Genomic DNA, 16,266 nt, shown 5'->3' with positions numbered 1-16,266 from the left:
TAAGCACATGACGCAAGATAATAAATTACAGGTTGAAGCGATCAAACGCGGCACGGTGATTGACCATATCCCGGCGCAGGTGGGTTTTAAGCTGCTGTCCCTGTTCCGCCTGACGGAAACCGACCAGCGCATCACCATTGGTCTGAACCTGCCCTCCGGTGAGCTAGGCCGTAAGGATCTGATCAAGATTGAAAACACCTTCCTGACCGATGACCAGATCAACCAGCTGGCGGTCTATGCCCCGCACGCCACCGTCAACCGTATTGATGATTACAACGTGGTGGCGAAGATTGCCCCGACGCTGCCGGACCGTATTGACCGCGTGCTTACCTGCCCGAACAGCAACTGCATCAGCCGGACGGAACCTGTGTTCTCCAGCTTTGCGGTGAAGCAGCGGCAGGATGAGCTGCACCTGAAATGCAAATACTGCGAGAAAGAGTTCGCGCACTCTGTGGTGATGGCAAACGATTAAAGCCGTTTGCATTTCGCCGCCCCGGTGGGCAGGATGGGCTGTCCCCTCTTATCAGACACATTCAGGAGAAACTATGTCTCGCGAAATCAGTACGGAAAACGCGCCAGCGGCTATCGGCCCTTATGTTCAGGGTGTCGATCTTGGCAGCATGATCATCACTTCAGGCCAGATCCCGGTTGATCCGAAAACCGGCACGGTGGCAGAAGATATCGCCGCTCAGGCACGCCAGTCGCTGGAGAACGTGCAGGCCATTGTGGAAGCCGCAGGGCTGAAGGTGGGTGACATCGTTAAGACCACGGTTTTTGTGAAGGATCTGAACGACTTCGCCACGGTAAACGCCACCTATGAAGCGTTTTTCACTGAACACCAGGCCGCCTTCCCGGCGCGTTCGTGCGTGGAAGTGGCGCGTCTGCCAAAAGATGTGAAGATTGAAATCGAGGCCATTGCCCTTCGTCGTTAACCGGCGCGCAGCCGTCAGGGGCGACAGCCGATCGCCCCTGACGGGTTATTTCCCGTAACGTAACAGCTTCTCGATCGGATAGACCAGCGCGATCACCACTTCATCCTGCGTCAGCGCCGCCTGATCCAGGCGCTGATGCATCCTGGCCACTTCGCGTGCACCGAACGTTCGCTCCTTTTCTATCGCTTCCAGCAGCGAAAGCCCCATCTGACTGATCTCCTCAACCTGTTCGGCAACCGGCATCAGCGCCCGCAGCTGAGGACTTTGTGCCAGCACCGGAGCGACCTGGGGAATATTCTGCCGCCACTGTTCCAGCTGACGACGGATGGCCAGCGCCGCCTGGCGGTTACCCCGGTTGGCTATCAGCGCGTCCACCTGACGATCCAGTTCACGAACGTTATTGCTCTCGCTGGGCAGCACATCCGCCAGACGGTTGAGCGGTTCTGCCTGAGTGTAATGTCCGGCCTGATATTTCAGATGCTGGCGGGTGTAAAACTGCGCCGGCTCCAGTGCCTGTGCAAAGATTTGCAGCGCAACCGTGTCGCTGCTGTTGGCCAGGCGCATCATCTGCAGCTGGGTTTCCGCGTGCTGCTGCAGCCCCACCGAGACCGCCGACCAGCTGTCTACCGACGCCAGGCGCTGATACATGTTCTGCTCGTCATTGATGCCGGAAGCTGACCACAGCCGTTCAGCCACCACAAATGCCCGGGGCCACAGCCGCACGTCAATGACGTTCTCATCCACGATTTCACTCCACAGCGCCGCCTCGCCGCCCAGCAGGTTAGCCCGCAGCTGCGCGTCATCCGGCAGTGCGGGCCGTATTCCCGCCGGGATCTGCGCCAGCCGGCTGCCTACCGTTGGATAACGCACGTTACCAATGCGCCAGTAGCCGCTCATCGTGTCGCCGGCCAGAGTCAGCACCGGACGCAGCTCTCCCATCCAGCTGTCAACGCGGAAGGTAAACTGGGTGGGAGAGAGCCAGCGGATCTCACGTACCATGCGGCGGGAGCGTCCGTCGAAGTCGATAAAACCACGCCATCCCCCCCGCCCGTCAATCAGCGTCACGCTGCCTTTCAGCGGGTTGCCCTTCAGTCGGGGCAGCGTAAATGCCCAGCTCTGTGCCACCTCTCCTTCGACGACGCGGTCGGCATCGTTCAGCCCCTGCGGCCAGACTTCGTTACGGTAGTGGAAAGCCGCAGGCTGCGCCTGATCAAGATAGAAACCGGTGGAGAGGATGCTGCGGTAGTTATTCTTTGCCGCTTCGCCCAGCGCATCCTGGCCGCGCCAGGACTGGATCAGGATGCTGCGCGGCAGATCGGGGTGAGCAATCTCGTCCCAGCCAACCATGCGCCGCTGGTGTGTTTCCAGGATCTTCTCCACACGCTGATTAAAATACGCCTGCAGCGCGTGGCTGTCCTTCAACCCTTTCTGCTGCATAAACTGCCGGATCGACGCCGAGGCATTCCACTGGCTGGCATCCACCTCATCCCCACCAATATGCAGGTACGGATCCGGGAAAATGGCCGCCACTTCACCCACCAGCGTATCAATAAACTGATAAACCTGTTCACTGGACGGATCGAGCAGCGGTTTGAACACTCCCCAGCCGCGCTCCATCTGGTACGGCCCCGGTGCCGATATCAGCTCGGGCATCGCCACCGCCAGCGCGGAGGCGTGGCCGGGAAAGTCGATCTCCGGCACAACGCGCACCCCCCGGCTGGCCGCATAACTGACGATCTCGCGCATCTGCTGCTGGCTGTACCACAGGCCGTCGCTGGCTTTTTCCTGTAACTGGGGATAGTGGTCAGACGCAAAGCGCCAGCCCTGGTCATCGGTCAGATGCCAGTGAAAGACGTTCATTTTCGCCGCCGCGATACCGTCAATCTGACGTTTCAGGGTCTCAATGGGGAGAAAGTGGCGGGCGGAATCAATCAGGATGCCGCGCCAGGGAAAGCGCGGATAGTCATTAATAGTGATCAGCGGCACGGTACCGTTGTGCACCAGCTGCAGCAGCGTTTCCATGCCGCGCATCGCGCCAAAACGGGTTTTTGCCTCAAGCACGATCCCGTCGGTACTGACCTTCAGCTGATAGCTTTCATCGCTGTCCGGCTGGGGGATCGCCGCCACCGGATGCGCAATACGGATCTGTAATGAGGTCGCACTGGCTGAGGTCGGCAACGACGGGTTACCCGTCTGCCGTGCCAGCCGTTTCTGCCAGCGCGGCAGCGCCTCGCGCAGGCTGTCGCCCTGTACCTGGATCGCCAGCGGCGTGGTCAGCGTCACTCGCCCTTCACCTTGCGGCTGCTCCACCTGCTGCGGCCACGGCATCAGCGGCAGCGTGCGGGCCGGGCTGGCAGCTACCGAAAACGGCAGGATCAGGGAACAGGTAAGCAGCAGGCAGCGCAGTGACCATGGCATATAAGGGCATCCTTTTTTTGTGATGCACTCTTAAAACATAATTCGCTTGTCACATCAAGTTACACATCAGGAAAGCGACCTTTGCGCGACATTTCGTCCCGATGATGTCATAAATCGGTACACACTATGCGGAATTGTCTCTCTGTGGCTAATCTTAGGGAATAACGCTCTCAGCAACCCACTGGATATCAGGATTCAGCAATGACAAATACTCCACCCTGGTGGCAGAACGGCGTAATTTATCAGATCTATCCCAAGAGTTTTCAGGACACCACCGGCAGCGGTACTGGCGATCTGCCCGGCGTAATCCAGCGGCTGGACTATCTGCAAACGCTGGGCGTTGATGCCATCTGGCTGACGCCATTTTATCTCTCTCCGCAGGTAGATAATGGCTATGACGTGGCGAACTATACCGCCATCGATCCGCAGTTTGGCACCCTCAATGATTTCGATAATCTGGTGGAGGAAACCCACCGGCGCGGGATGCGCATTATTCTGGATATGGTGTTTAATCATACGTCCACTCAGCATCACTGGTTCCATGAGGCGTTGGATCGCGACAGTCCCTATCGTTCTTACTATATCTGGCGCGACGGGGCTCCCGGACAACTGCCGAATAACTGGATGTCCAAGTTTGGCGGCAGCGCCTGGCGCTGGCATCCGGAAAGCAGCCAGTACTATATGCATCTGTGGGCACCGGAACAGGCCGAACTGAACTGGGAAAATGACAGCGTCCGCGCCGAGCTGAAGCAGGTGGTCAATTTCTGGGCCGACCGGGGCATTGACGGCCTGCGCCTGGATGTAATCAACCTGGTGTCCAAGCAGCAGGATTTTGCCGATGATCCGGGGGGCGACGGCCTGCGGCTGTACACCGATGGTCCGCGTATTCACGAGTTTATGCAGGAGATGAGCCGCGAGGTGTTTATTCCGCGTCAGCTGGTGACCGTAGGCGAAATGTCCTCCGCCACCCTGGAGCACTGCCAGCGCTACGGGGCGCTGAGTGGCGAAGAGCTGTCGATGGTGTTCAGCTTCGATCATGTGGAGGTCGATTTTTATCAGGGCCAGAAGTGGACGCTGACGCCGCTCAATCTGGTGGCACTGAAAGAGATATTTACCCACTGGCAGCAGGGTATGCACAACCAGGCGTGGAATGCGCTGTTCTGGTGTAATCATGACCAGCCACGGGTTGTCTCACGCTGGGGGGATGAGTTTAACTACCGGGTTGAATCTGCCAAGATGCTGGCCCTGGCCCTGCACGGCATGCAGGGCACCCCCTATATTTTCCAGGGGGAAGAGCTGGGAATGACCAACCCGCACTTCACCCGCATTATCGATTATCGCGACATTGAAAGTCACAATATGTACGCGGAGCTGCGTTCCCAGGGCCGCGACAGCGATAACCTGCTGGCGATCCTCGCCAGTAAATCCCGTGATAACGGCCGCACGCCGATGCAGTGGGACGACAGTGAGAACGGCGGATTTACCCAGGGCACACCGTGGATTGGCATGGGCGACAATGTGAGCACCGTGAATGCGGCCGCCGCGCTGGCAGACCCGGACTCCGTTTTTTACTGCTATCAAAAGCTGATCGCGCTGCGTAAACGCTACGCCATCCTGACCCACGGGGACTACCTTGACCTGCTGCCTGACCATCCGCGCCTGTGGTGTTACTGCCGCCGGATAGCGGGGGAAACGCTGGTGGTGGCAACCAACTTCAGTGGTGAAACGCAGGTCTGGCATCCACCGGCTTACAGCGGCCACTGGGAAGTGTTAATCAGCAACTATGCCGATACGCACGTCACGCCGGGTGAAGTGATGCTGCGTCCCTGGGAGGCGGTGTGGTGGTATCAGAAAACCCTGCGGTAGGGGCCGCGCGTTTGTTCCGGCTGGCCCATATCCCCGTTACGAAAACAGCGCAGTAAGATCGTCCGGGCTGAACTGGCCCGGTTCGCTCAGTTCATCATCCAGTATCTCACCGGCCAGATCGGCTTTTTGCTGCTGCATGGCGACGATCTTCTCTTCAATGGTGTTGGCGGCGATCAGCTTGTAGACAAACACCGGTTTATCCTGCCCGAGCCGGTAAGCACGATCGGTAGCCTGATTTTCTGCCGCCGGGTTCCACCAGGGATCGTAGTGGATCACGGTATCCGCCGCCGTCAGGTTCAGCCCGACGCCGCCCGCTTTCAGGCTGATCAGAAACACCGGCACTTCCCCCTCCTGAAAACGGCGCACGGGCTCATTGCGATCGCGCGTACTGCCGGTCAGCATCACGAAGGGAATACGTGCTTTCTGTAACTCTTCCGCAATAATGCCGAGCATGGTGGTGAACTGGGAGAAGATCAGAATGCGCCGATCCTCTGCCAGCAGGTCATGCAGCATCTCGCGCAGCAGCGCCAGCTTGGCGGACTGTTTGACCCGTTCGGCACGCGGATCAGACATCAGGCGCGGATCGCAGCAGATCTGCCGTAATTTCAGCAACGCGTCCAGCACCAGCAGATGGCTGCGCCCCGGCCCCTGCTGCTGCACTGCCAGCTGCACCCGATCCTGCATGGCTTCCCGCACCTGGTCGTACAGGTCCCGCTGCGCGCCCTCCAGCGGTACGCTGCGGACGATGGTGTTTTTCGGCGGCAGCTCTTTGGCAACTTCCTGCTTGCGGCGGCGCAGCATAAACGGCCGCACGCGTTTTGCCAGCAGCTCGCGCCGCACTTTGTCACCGTTGCGCTCGACCGGAATACGCCAGTTCTGGGTGAAGTCGCGCTCGCTGCCCAGGAAGCCCGGCAGAAGAAAATCAAACTGTGACCACAGCTCGCCAAGATGGTTTTCCAGTGGCGTTCCGGTCAGGCACAGGCGATGACGCGTCTTCAGGGTGCGGATCACCGAGGCGGCACGCGAGGCGCTGTTCTTCACGTACTGCGCTTCATCAAGGATCAGCAGATGGTAGAAGTGTGCCACCAGTTGAGGCTGATCGCGCCACAGCAGCGAATAGGTGGTGATCACCACATCGTACTGCTCCAGCTGGTCGTAAAAATCTTTGCGCTGCGGCCCGGTCAGGGCCAGCACGCGCAGATCGGGCGCAAAGCGCCGGGCCTCACAGCACCAGTTGTGCACCAGGGTGGTCGGCACCACGATTAACGCCGGGCGATCCAGCCGCCCGGCCTCTTTTTCCAGCAGCAGATGCGCCAGCGTCTGGATGGTTTTTCCCAGCCCCATATCATCGGCCAGTACGCCCGCCAGCTGATGCTGACGCAGGAACTGCATCCAGTTCACCCCCTGCTGCTGATAATCACGCAGGGTCGCCTGCAATCCGGCAGGGGGAGCAATGGCCTGAATACCGCTGTTGCCACTCAGCCGTTCGGCCAGCTGGTGAACGGCATTATCACCGTCAAAAATCCAGCGGCTGCGATCGTCCGACTGACTGAGCCGCCCGATGTCCCACGCTGCCAGCCTGAGCGGCTGCGCGGTGTCAAACAGATCGATCAGATTGCCCACCAGCGGCTTAAGCTGGGCGGCGCGGAACAGCAGGCGCTGATTTTTATCATCACGCAGTTCAATCTGTTCATCGTCTGCGATCAGGCTGAGATTGCCGGACGTCCAGCGACGGTCACGCTCGAAAAGCTTTGCCAGCAGCGGCTCCAGCCGCACGCGACGGCGGCCAATCTTCATCGCCAGTTCCAGATCGAACCAGCCATCCTCGCCCTGGATCGCACGCCCTTCTATCGCATCCACCTCGGAGACATTCCAGGTAAAATCATCATCCATGCTGATGCGCCAGCCGCGTTTGCGCAGCGCCGGCAGGCCTTTTTTAATAAAGTCGCGCCACTGCGGCGGCGTTGCCGGGGCAAAAATGGCCGGGGGCAACGGTGCGGGGGTGTAGATATGGCCGGCAGGAATGGCGTTCAGCCCGGCCGAGTCAATCTGAGCCAGCCAGGACTGCTCCTCTTCGGTATGACGCTGAACGTGATAGCGCAGTCCCGAACGGTCGCTGAAGCTCTCCGAACGACTACCGGCATCCACGCTGACCCCGGCGTAATCAAAGCTGACGGAGGCAAAGTCGAGACGCTTTTGCCGGTGGCCGTAATGCCCGTAGCCGCTGATAAATTTGGCCCGGGACTGCAGCTGCAGCACCGGCACCGGCGTCGCCCGGATCGTGTCCAGCACCACCGTGACGTCCTGCTGGCGCGGCTGAAGATTAGCCAGCATCAGTGCCGCAACGTGCTTACAGTTATTCTTTACCGCACAGCTGCACTCACCGCTGGCGAGCAGCCTGCCCTGCGGGCGGCTGAAATGCACCATCACGCTGAACGGTTCCGCTTTACGGCCCGGAACCTCCCCGGTTAACAGGTTATTCTGCCACTGAACATTCTGTACGCTGGCGACCAGATCGCGCGCACGGGCAACGGTTCGCGAGCCGAGCCAGCGAATGACCTGTTTTTCGTTATAAGCGACGGACGACATCGGGCAGTATCCCTGAGTAACCAGAGCGAAATGGGGTTCGCTCCACAGCAACCGACAATAGTAGTAACTCCTCAGGGTTGAATGCAACCACCACCGCACGTATGAGCGGCAAAAAATAGCGCTGCGTTCAGAAAGGCAGCAGGGCGAGTCACCTGACAGGGTGTTGGCAGATATTTTTATACATGTCGATGACACACAAAGCCGCTTCCTTTAAGGCTGTCGAATTGACTGCGGGCCGGGGTAGAATGTAAGTATAGAAATTTGCGCCTTCGACGGGATTACCAATAGCATAAATATTCTTCTGACTTATTTTTTTCCTGTTGATGACATGATGCTGTCTGTCAATATCAATACCACCCGCGCGAAACCCTCCATTATCATAGGGCCTGATCACTCCTTCCATCAGCAGATTATGGTATAGCAATGAATTGTCTCTAATGGGTGAAAAAGACGGGATATGAGCTTTCACCAGAACATCCCCAAATGTGACACTATTTTCGTAAAGAAATGTGCTGTTCAATGCGAAACAATTACTCTCGTTTTGGCAAACTAATTGGGGCCTCGGTCCTGCGCCCAGTGTCACTACACCGCCTTCCAGCAAAGCCAGTAACTCTTTATTGCGTCTCAAAGGAGGCCCAACGGAAATCCGGTTGAATATAGGACAAAACTCGTGCAGAAACTGACGATGCGATTGCGGGGTTAGCCCACCGTAGTTAACGGCATAGCGAATAATATCACGGGTATCTCTGATAACATCAGCAGCAGCTTTTAAACCACCATAAACATTACCTTTTTCAGCTTCAGCGATATCAGCTTTCAGAAATACCTTAAACCAATTTCGATACGATTTCAGGTTTGGAAAAATTAAATTATGATGAGGGTAGAAGAGTTGATTTATTGCATCACGTTCATATTGGCCAACATAATAGTCTTCAGCATCCAGCCATTCATCTTGCTGGACACACCTGTAGACATAACTCATCTCCTTAGTTAACAACGGCAGCAGGTCGGTGACAAAATCAATTTTCCCATCAGGCGTTTTCGTACGTAACCGATCAATAGTACCGCTAGTGAAGAAATGAGGTAAATACTGTCCGCTGGATCCTTTCTGATTAACACCGCGACTTCCAGCAGGTAAGGCCTGGCGTGAGTAGATATAAATATCAGGCTCATTGCCAGACGGATGGTAGATCAGCCTGCCGTCACAATCACTAAACTGACCACCCCGGCCACAAGTCAAGTTGGAAATAATATCGTAAGTTGTTAAACCAATACCTTCTATCAATACTTTATTGGCAGAACTAATTTTACTGTAGTTGTTGATATCGTAGGGCCTTGAAATATAGCGCAATGCTTTGTTTTGGCATGATTTTTCAGATACAAAGCGCTGAATTTTTTCTTCATCTTCTGTAGGGAATTCATCGCCATGCCCTGTTGAAAGAAAAAGATAATCTACTTTCAATTTAAAGCCTGTGTCTATTTTTATTTTAATTTTATGATTAGAAAATGTACTTATTTGCACAGCTTGCCCATGGATTTCTTGAACCGTAATTTCTTGAGGAAGATCATGTATAATACTCAAATAAACATAATAAAGGTAATTACCCAACATTTTCCTGGGAAGGTAGTCGTCTGGTAATATTAATTTTTCCTGCTTTCGGTCTGAAAAAAAACCATCTGGATTTATAGCATCCTGTGTGCATGCCCACTGCCAGAAGTCGGGGCCTTTACGGATTTTCCCCGCGTCAGTCAAGGTGTCATCTCCGAACATAGTAATCTGACATGCAACCGTATTGGCCAAAAAATAATCTGGCTGTTCAGGGCGATGAACGCCAAACCCCAATTTATCTTTATCAATCAGCCATATCTTAATCTCTTTACCCTGACAATACGAAGAGTAGAGCGTAATTATCCTTTCTAATACACTGATACCTCGAGAGCCGCACCCAATAATAGCTATGTTTATTTTTTCCATCTGTCCCCCCTGTTAACCGTTACGAATAATCAAACAAGAACATCCCTCTTATTTTTTTACTCAAAGTGCGGATTTTATTTTTCGCATTAACACTACAATAAATGCTGAAATGAACAAATTAAGGCTTTAAAAAAAATATAACCCTAATCACACTTATCGTTACCTCGCTATCGTTTATCTGCGTGCTAATTTATTCGCCATCAATGATGGGTCAGGGAATTGCAGGTATGTTGCATAACACCAAAAAAGCCCTTGTGCGCAAAGATATCCGGATAGCTTTCTATGGCGTATTACTACTTGCGCTGGGGGTCGGACTCAGTCGTTTCCTTTACACGCCGATGTTACCCGCCATGTTGGGAGAGCATATTTTCACGTTCCCACAACTGGCATGGCTGGCGAGTGCCAACTATGCCGGATATCTGGTGGGGAGCCTGGTATTTTCTTGGAGCGGTTTTCACCGCCCCCATTCGCAACATATGGTGTTTATTTTTGCGACGCTCTCCGTTGTTCTGCTCTTCGCGATGTGGGGGGTCACTCAGATTAGCCTTGCCCTGGCCGTGCGCTTTCTGGCTGGGGTGGCCAGTGCGGCATTAATGATCTTTGGTTCAGTGACGGTCCTGCACCACACCAATAATCACCGGGTGACAGCGTCCTTGTTTTCAGGGGTTGGCGTCGGGATTTTACTCGGCAATGAATGTGTGAATGTGGGCATCAGCCACCACTTAACCTCTTATGATCTCTGGTTCGGTGCGGGCCTGGTGGGCCTGGTCCTGCTGATTCTGCTGGTTATCCTTTCCCCCAAAGCCATTGCGTTCACGCCGGAGTCACAACAGACACAGGTGCGAAAAAGCGCCGTGGTGAGCTGGTGGCAACTGATCATTATTTATGGCCTGGCCGGCTTCGGCTATATTATTGTCGCCACCTTTCTGCCGCTCATCTCCCATCAGCTCTCAGACAGCACGATCTCTCAACACCTCTGGTCGCTGGTCGGGCTGGCCATTATTCCCGGCTGTTTTTTCTGGCTGCTGATGGAATATCGATTTGGCATCACGCTTTCCCTGATGTTTAATCTGATCCTGCAGGCGGTCTGCGTACTGCTCTCACTGAATGGCCATTCACCTTTACTCCTGATCCTCTGCTGCCTCGGATTTGGCTTCACTTTTATGGGTACCACCGCGCTGGTGATGCCGCTGGCGAAGAAACTGCCGGTTCCTTCCGGTATCAATTTGATGGCGCTGGTAACCTTCACCTATGGTGTCGGCCAGGTTTGCGGGCCACTGATGACAGGATGGCTCCACGGCCACGCGGATCCGTTGAGGATGTCGATCATTATCGGCGCCCTGGCGCTGTTTATCGCCGCGTTGCTCTGCCTGAAACGTTCAACCGTTATCTGAGGGGGCTGCGGGAAAGATTTTCCACTCTTAAGTTCCATGCGGTAAATCAATAAAATCACCATTATTCTCCGCACAAACACTACATATAGCGCTTACTATAGCCATCGAAACCTACATATAGTTTTCTTCCTTCAGGAGAGCAGCGGTGGCAACTCAGGTAATCAAGCGGGACGGCTGTCAGGTCGCCTTCGATCCAGCACGTATTGAGGCAGCGATTCGTGCTGCCGCACAGGCAGCCAGCATTGACGATAATGACTACTGCGCCACCGCCGCCAGCCAGATCAGCGCCCTGCTGACCGCCCGTCCCCGGGTGGATATTGCCGAGGTGCAGCTCGCGGTGGAAAACCAGCTGATGGCGGGATGTTACCCCCAGCTGGCACGCAGCTATATTGAGTATCGTCACGATCGCGACGTCGCCCGCGAGCTGCGCGGTCGTCTGAATCATGAGATCCGTGGTCTGGTTGAGCAGAGCAATCCCGCGCTGCTGAATGAAAATGCCAATAAAGACAGTAAAGTGATCCCGACACAGCGCGACCTGCTGGCCGGTATTGTGGCTAAACATTACGCCCGTCAGCATATGCTGCCGCGTGATGTGGTCAGCGCCCATGAACGCGGTGAGATCCACTATCACGATCTCGACTACTCTCCGTTCTTTCCGATGTTCAACTGCATGCTGATCGACCTGCGCGGCATGCTGACGCACGGCTTCAAGATGGGCAATGCGGAGATCGAACCGCCGAAGTCGATCTCTACCGCCACCGCCGTCACCGCCCAGATCATCGCGCAGGTGGCCAGCCATATTTACGGCGGAACCACAATTAACCGTATTGATGAGGTGCTGGCACCGTTTGTTGAAGCCAGCCTGGAGAAGCACCGCGCGACCGCACAGCAGTGGCAGATTGCGGATGCTGAAGCCTATGCGCATTCGCGCACTGAAAAAGAGTGTTATGACGCTTTCCAGTCACTGGAATACGAGGTCAACACCCTGCACACCGCCAATGGCCAGACGCCCTTTGTCACCTTCGGTTTTGGCCTGGGTACCCGTTGGTCGGCGCGTCTGGTTCAGCAGTCGATCCTGCGCAACCGTATTGCCGGCCTGGGGAAAAACCATAAAACGGCAGTGTTCCCGAAGCTGGTGTTTGCCATTAAAGCCGGGCTGAACCAGGCGGCGGGTGAGCCTAACTACGACATCAAACAGCTGGCGCTGGAGTGCGCCAGTAAACGCATGTATCCGGATATCCTCAATTACGACCAGGTGGTGAAAGTCACCGGTTCGTTTAAAACGCCAATGGGCTGCCGCAGTTTCCTCGGGGTCTATGAGGAGAACGGCGAGCAGATCCACGATGGCCGGAACAATATCGGCGTGATCAGCCTGAACCTGCCGCGTATTGCGCTGGAGTCGGAGGGGGACGAGGGGCGCTTCTGGGTTCTGCTGGAGCAGCGCCTGCTGCTGGCGAAAAAAGCGCTGATGACACGTATCGCCAGGCTGGAAAATGTCAAAGCCCGCGTTGCGCCGATCCTCTATATGGAAGGTGCCTGCGGGGTACGCCTGAAGGCCGATGAGCCGGTAGCCTCGATCTTCCGCAACGGCAGAGCCTCCATTTCTCTGGGCTATATCGGCATTCACGAAACGCTGAACGCCCTGAGTGGCGGCAGCGTGCATCCTTATGACGATGAACAACTGCGGGCGAAAGGGCTGCAGATTGTCGCCCGGCTGCGTGAGGCCGTGGAAGCCTGGAAAGAGGAGACCGGCTACGGCTTCAGCCTGTACAGCACCCCCAGCGAAAATCTGTGCGATCGCTTCTGCCGCCTTGATGCCGCGGAGTTTGGTGTGGTGCCGGGTGTGACGGATAAGGGCTATTACACCAACAGCTTCCACCTTGACGTGGAGAAGAAGGTGAACCCATACGATAAAATCGACTTTGAGGCGGGCTACCCGCCGTTAGCCAGCGGCGGTTTTATCTGTTACGGCGAATATCCCAATATTCAGCACAACCTGAAGGCGCTGGAAGATGTCTGGGATTACAGCTACAGCCGGGTGCCTTATTACGGTACCAATACGCCGATCGACGAATGCTATGAGTGCGGCTTTACCGGCGAATTCGACTGCACCAGCAAAGGCTTCACCTGCCCGAAATGCGGTAACCACGACAGCACCCGCGTTTCCGTCACCCGTCGGGTATGCGGCTACCTTGGCAGCCCGGATGCCCGCCCCTTTAACGCCGGCAAGCAGGAAGAGGTAAAACGTCGGGTTAAGCATCTGCAAAACGGCCAACTGGGATGAACATCCATCAGTATTACCCGGTGGACATCGTTAACGGCCCCGGCACGCGCTGCACGCTGTTTGTTTCCGGCTGCGTGCACGAATGCCCGGGCTGCTATAACAAAAGTACCTGGCGGGTAAACTCCGGGGTGCCGTTTACGCTGGATATGGAAGAACGGCTGATTGCCGATCTCAACGACACGCGCATTCCGCGCCAGGGATTGTCGCTGTCCGGCGGCGATCCTCTGCATCCGGCTAATCTCGCCGATGTCGGACGGCTGTTACGGCGGGTGCGCCGTGACTGTGCGGGAAAGGATATCTGGATGTGGACCGGCTACCGACGGGAGGAGCTGGACGCGCAGCAGCAGCGGGTGGTCGCCGAGGTTAACGTACTGATTGACGGGAAATATATCCAGGCGCTCAGAGACCCGGCGCTGCGCTGGCGCGGCAGCAGCAACCAGGTCATTCATCAGCTGCGCTGAGATCAGTCAGCGATAAAGTGCGGGATAAACCTTGAACTGTCTTTGGTGATCGGCCCGTTATCCTCACGAATACCGATACCCGCGGCGCTGTCGCCCACAATCCAGCTGCCGATCAGCGTATGGTCATGCCCGAACCGGGGTAACGGCGCACTGGCCTGCCAGATACGGGGTTCATCCGCGTATTCGCCGGGCTCACTGGCCAGCCGTTGCCGGCCATCGCGATCGGCATACATGGTGATATTCGCCCCTTCGCGCGAGAACAACGGTTTACTGACGAAGCCGCGCCACTGAGCGCCCATTTCCTCCGCTAACCGCCAGCCCGGTTTATCCACTTCCCCGGCAAACCAGGCCGGCAGCAGGTTAGGATGCCCGCGATGCCAGCGCCACAGCAGCGGTAAGATGCCCTTGTTACTGAGCACGGTTTTCCACAGGGGTTCAATCCAGCGTTCACGGCCCTTGCGCAGTAGCGGTCCGTAATCATCACGCAGCATCCACTCCAGCGGGTAAAGCTTGAAGGCCTGTTCTATCACCCGATCCTGCATATCCGTGAGCACGCCCCCCACGCCCATGCCCACCTCTTCCAGATAGAGAAAACGTGTTTCAAGGCCTGCCTGTCGGGCGCAATCTTCAAGATACTGCACCGTGCCGCGATCTTCCGCCGATCCCTGACAGCAGCAAAAATAGAGCGGGTGCTGATTGCGCCATAGCGCCAGCCGCGCGATCAGCTTCTCCTGCAGGGAATTAAACTGATCGGCATGATGGGGGATCTGCCCCCTGCCCGCGACATCGGTCAGCCACTGCCACTGAAAAAACGCGGCTTCATACAGAGACGTGGGGGTATCAGCATTGTATTCCAGCAGCTTAACCGGCCCCTGGCCTCCCCAGCTGAAGTCCATCCGGCCGTAGAGTGAGGGTTCACGACGCTGCCAGCTGCGGGCAATGGCCTCCCAGTAGAGGGGCGGGATCGCCAGGGCTGTCAGCAGCTCTTCATCGCCGGTGACGCGATCGACCAAATCAAGGCACATCTGATGCAGCTCTTCCGTTGGCCCCTCAATATCCTGCTCGATCTGACGCAGGGTAAAGCGATAGGCCCGGGTTTCATCCCAGTACACTTCATCATCGATAATATGGAAGTTAAAACCGTAGCGGGCAGCGATGGCAGCAAGGTCGCGCCGTGGCGTGCAGGCGATACGTATCATCTTCAGCCCCCTGAACGATGATATGAACTGCCGCCAAACCCGCCGCGTGAGACCGTGCGCCCACTGAACTTATGGGCGTCAGCATCAGCAGAGGAACGCGTCCAGCGTGCTTCACTGCCCGGCGTCCTCAGCGTCTCACGATCGTTCGGATCACGATAGAAGGCGCGCCCGCCGCCGTAGTAACCGCCCCCTGAAGAGGACGCCCCCTGACTGTCTTCCTGCGGGCGCTTACCCATAGTAAAGCCCGCCAGTCGCGGCAGAAAATGGTGTGTTACCAGGCTGTAATGGCAGTTCCCGAGGCCATAATAGTTCTGACAGGCATAACTGTTATCAAATCCCTGTGAACTGGCATCCAGCTGTTGTTGGGCGGCCTGCTCCTGCGCCTCACAGGCCCGGAGGGAATAGCCTGCCTGCGTGCACTCATTGCTGCTGGCAAAGATGGTCTGCTCTTCCCCCTGGTCCCGGCAGCTGTGGAGCAGTGCCATACCGGTGCCGCCCATAATAACCAGCGTCAGCCATGTCGTGGATTTACGCGGCGCGTCATTCAGGGCTGCACCTTGCGAGAAGGACTTAAATTCCACCGGCTTTTGACCGCCCGAACGTGAGCGGCGACGTTTCTTTTTCAAGTTTACTGCTTCCCTGCCTGAAAAGTTTTAGTAGGTCATACAGGCTGCATTGATGATCCCTCCGCCAAGGGAGACCCCGCCGAGAAATAAGCCGACAGCCAGATGGTTATCTTCAATATGCTGGCTGATTTTCGGCAGATAAATGCGCGCCAGTCCAAACACCAGCAGTTGAACGACAAGCGCGACGGCACCCCATATAACATAATCGAGTAAATTGACGGAGTTAATCGCCACGCTGGCCAGCGGGATAATATAACCTAATAGTGCACCAATGAAACCCAGTGCCGCCGCCAGATTATTCTCTTTAATCAGGCGCCACTCGTTATGCGGGGTAATGCGTGTGTAGATAAACAGGAATATCAGCACCATTGCACAGCTGGTGAAAAAATAGGAGCCGAAAGCGAGTAACAGATGCAGCGTAGCCATGGATTCGTCCTGAAGGTGATAGGCAGAGTGAGAATTCATCATAAGGGGCGCTACCGGTAAACGCCAGCAGGCTGCATTTTCTTTACCTTTGTGTGC

12 protein-coding genes are annotated in these 16,266 nt (G+C 56.0%); 6 read left to right on the top strand and 6 right to left on the bottom strand.

Annotated elements, in window-relative coordinates:
* The first annotated feature begins 7 nt into the window (after positions 1-7).
* Both pyrI and ridA read left to right on the top strand, forming a co-directional pair.
* Complete coding sequence (pyrI, locus tag K6L24_RS02520) at positions 8-472, top strand: aspartate carbamoyltransferase regulatory subunit (RefSeq protein ID WP_062744432.1); 465 nt, start codon at positions 8-10, stop codon at positions 470-472.
* A 73-nt stretch (positions 473-545) separates the two neighbouring features.
* Positions 546-932 (top strand): 2-iminobutanoate/2-iminopropanoate deaminase, encoded by a 387-nt coding sequence (gene ridA / locus K6L24_RS02515; RefSeq protein ID WP_062744433.1) that lies wholly within the window; start codon positions 546-548, stop codon positions 930-932.
* Positions 933-977: 45 nt separating this feature from the next.
* Here ridA and K6L24_RS02510 read toward each other — a convergent pair whose 3' ends face one another.
* On the bottom strand, positions 978-3,350 hold the full coding sequence (locus K6L24_RS02510) for a beta-N-acetylhexosaminidase (protein WP_191927572.1): 2,373 nt from the start codon (positions 3,348-3,350) through the stop codon (positions 978-980).
* A gap of 201 nt (positions 3,351-3,551) precedes the next feature.
* On the opposite strand from K6L24_RS02510, the gene treC reads away from it, so the two are divergent.
* On the top strand, positions 3,552-5,216 hold the full coding sequence (gene treC, locus K6L24_RS02505; protein WP_118665426.1) for an alpha,alpha-phosphotrehalase: 1,665 nt from the start codon (positions 3,552-3,554) through the stop codon (positions 5,214-5,216).
* Positions 5,217-5,252: 36 nt separating this feature from the next.
* Here treC and K6L24_RS02500 read toward each other — a convergent pair whose 3' ends face one another.
* Positions 5,253-7,805, bottom strand: a complete 2,553-nt coding sequence (locus K6L24_RS02500) for a DEAD/DEAH box helicase (protein ID WP_062744436.1) — start codon at positions 7,803-7,805, stop codon at positions 5,253-5,255.
* A 148-nt stretch (positions 7,806-7,953) separates the two neighbouring features.
* Positions 7,954-9,780, bottom strand: coding sequence for an FAD/NAD(P)-binding protein (locus K6L24_RS02495; protein ID WP_222681902.1), 1,827 nt, complete (start codon positions 9,778-9,780; stop codon positions 7,954-7,956).
* A 227-nt stretch (positions 9,781-10,007) separates the two neighbouring features.
* Here K6L24_RS02495 and K6L24_RS02490 point away from each other — a divergent pair, with 227 nt between their 5' ends.
* The 3 genes from K6L24_RS02490 to nrdG all read left to right on the top strand — a co-directional run bounded on the left by K6L24_RS02490 (position 10,008) and on the right by nrdG (position 13,919).
* The gene (locus tag K6L24_RS02490) at positions 10,008-11,174 is read left to right on the top strand and encodes a YbfB/YjiJ family MFS transporter (RefSeq protein ID WP_118665424.1); all 1,167 of its coding nucleotides are present in this window, start codon (positions 10,008-10,010) and stop codon (positions 11,172-11,174) included.
* A gap of 145 nt (positions 11,175-11,319) precedes the next feature.
* Positions 11,320-13,458 carry an anaerobic ribonucleoside-triphosphate reductase gene (gene nrdD / locus K6L24_RS02485; RefSeq protein ID WP_137269565.1) on the top strand — a complete coding sequence of 713 codons (2,139 nt, stop codon included), beginning with the start codon at positions 11,320-11,322 and terminating at the stop codon, positions 13,456-13,458.
* A complete protein-coding gene (nrdG, locus tag K6L24_RS02480) occupies positions 13,455-13,919 on the top strand; it encodes an anaerobic ribonucleoside-triphosphate reductase-activating protein (protein ID WP_062744439.1) in 465 nt (154 codons plus the stop codon). Before nrdD ends, nrdG begins: the two co-directional genes overlap by 4 nt.
* Positions 13,920-13,921: 2 nt before the next feature.
* On the opposite strand, the gene K6L24_RS02475 is transcribed toward nrdG, so the two are convergent.
* Genes K6L24_RS02475 through K6L24_RS02465 form a run of 3 tightly spaced genes read right to left on the bottom strand, consistent with a single transcriptional unit; the run spans position 13,922 to position 16,170 of the window.
* Positions 13,922-15,118, bottom strand: a complete 1,197-nt coding sequence (locus tag K6L24_RS02475) for a glutathionylspermidine synthase family protein (RefSeq protein ID WP_222681901.1) — start codon at positions 15,116-15,118, stop codon at positions 13,922-13,924.
* 2 nt (positions 15,119-15,120) lie between these two features.
* Positions 15,121-15,744 (bottom strand): DUF1190 domain-containing protein, encoded by a 624-nt coding sequence (locus tag K6L24_RS02470; RefSeq protein ID WP_062744441.1) that lies wholly within the window; start codon positions 15,742-15,744, stop codon positions 15,121-15,123.
* A gap of 27 nt (positions 15,745-15,771) precedes the next feature.
* Positions 15,772-16,170 (bottom strand): DUF350 domain-containing protein, encoded by a 399-nt coding sequence (locus K6L24_RS02465; protein ID WP_062744536.1) that lies wholly within the window; start codon positions 16,168-16,170, stop codon positions 15,772-15,774.
* Between the last annotated feature and the right edge of the window lie 96 nt (positions 16,171-16,266).

Origin of the sequence: Erwinia persicina (assembly GCF_019844095.1) — a bacterium.
Taxonomy (GTDB): domain Bacteria; phylum Pseudomonadota; class Gammaproteobacteria; order Enterobacterales; family Enterobacteriaceae; genus Erwinia; species Erwinia persicina.
This window is presented reverse-complemented; position numbering and strand designations above follow the sequence as displayed.

Excerpts from the sequence above, each read along its gene's own strand:
- K6L24_RS02510 (WP_191927572.1), bottom strand. The coding sequence starts at position 3,350 with ATGCCATGGTCACTGCGCTGCCTGCTGCTTACCTGTTCCCTGATCCTG.
- ridA (WP_062744433.1), top strand. The coding sequence starts at position 546 with ATGTCTCGCGAAATCAGTACGGAAAACGCGCCAGCGGCTATCGGCCCT.
- K6L24_RS02475 (WP_222681901.1), bottom strand. The coding sequence starts at position 15,118 with ATGATACGTATCGCCTGCACGCCACGGCGCGACCTTGCTGCCATCGCT.
- pyrI (WP_062744432.1), top strand. The coding sequence starts at position 8 with ATGACGCAAGATAATAAATTACAGGTTGAAGCGATCAAACGCGGCACG.
- K6L24_RS02490 (WP_118665424.1), top strand. The coding sequence starts at position 10,008 with ATGTTGCATAACACCAAAAAAGCCCTTGTGCGCAAAGATATCCGGATA.
- treC (WP_118665426.1), top strand. The coding sequence starts at position 3,552 with ATGACAAATACTCCACCCTGGTGGCAGAACGGCGTAATTTATCAGATC.
- nrdG (WP_062744439.1), top strand. The coding sequence starts at position 13,455 with ATGAACATCCATCAGTATTACCCGGTGGACATCGTTAACGGCCCCGGC.
- K6L24_RS02465 (WP_062744536.1), bottom strand. The coding sequence starts at position 16,170 with ATGGCTACGCTGCATCTGTTACTCGCTTTCGGCTCCTATTTTTTCACC.
- K6L24_RS02495 (WP_222681902.1), bottom strand. The coding sequence starts at position 9,780 with ATGGAAAAAATAAACATAGCTATTATTGGGTGCGGCTCTCGAGGTATC.
- K6L24_RS02500 (WP_062744436.1), bottom strand. The coding sequence starts at position 7,805 with ATGTCGTCCGTCGCTTATAACGAAAAACAGGTCATTCGCTGGCTCGGC.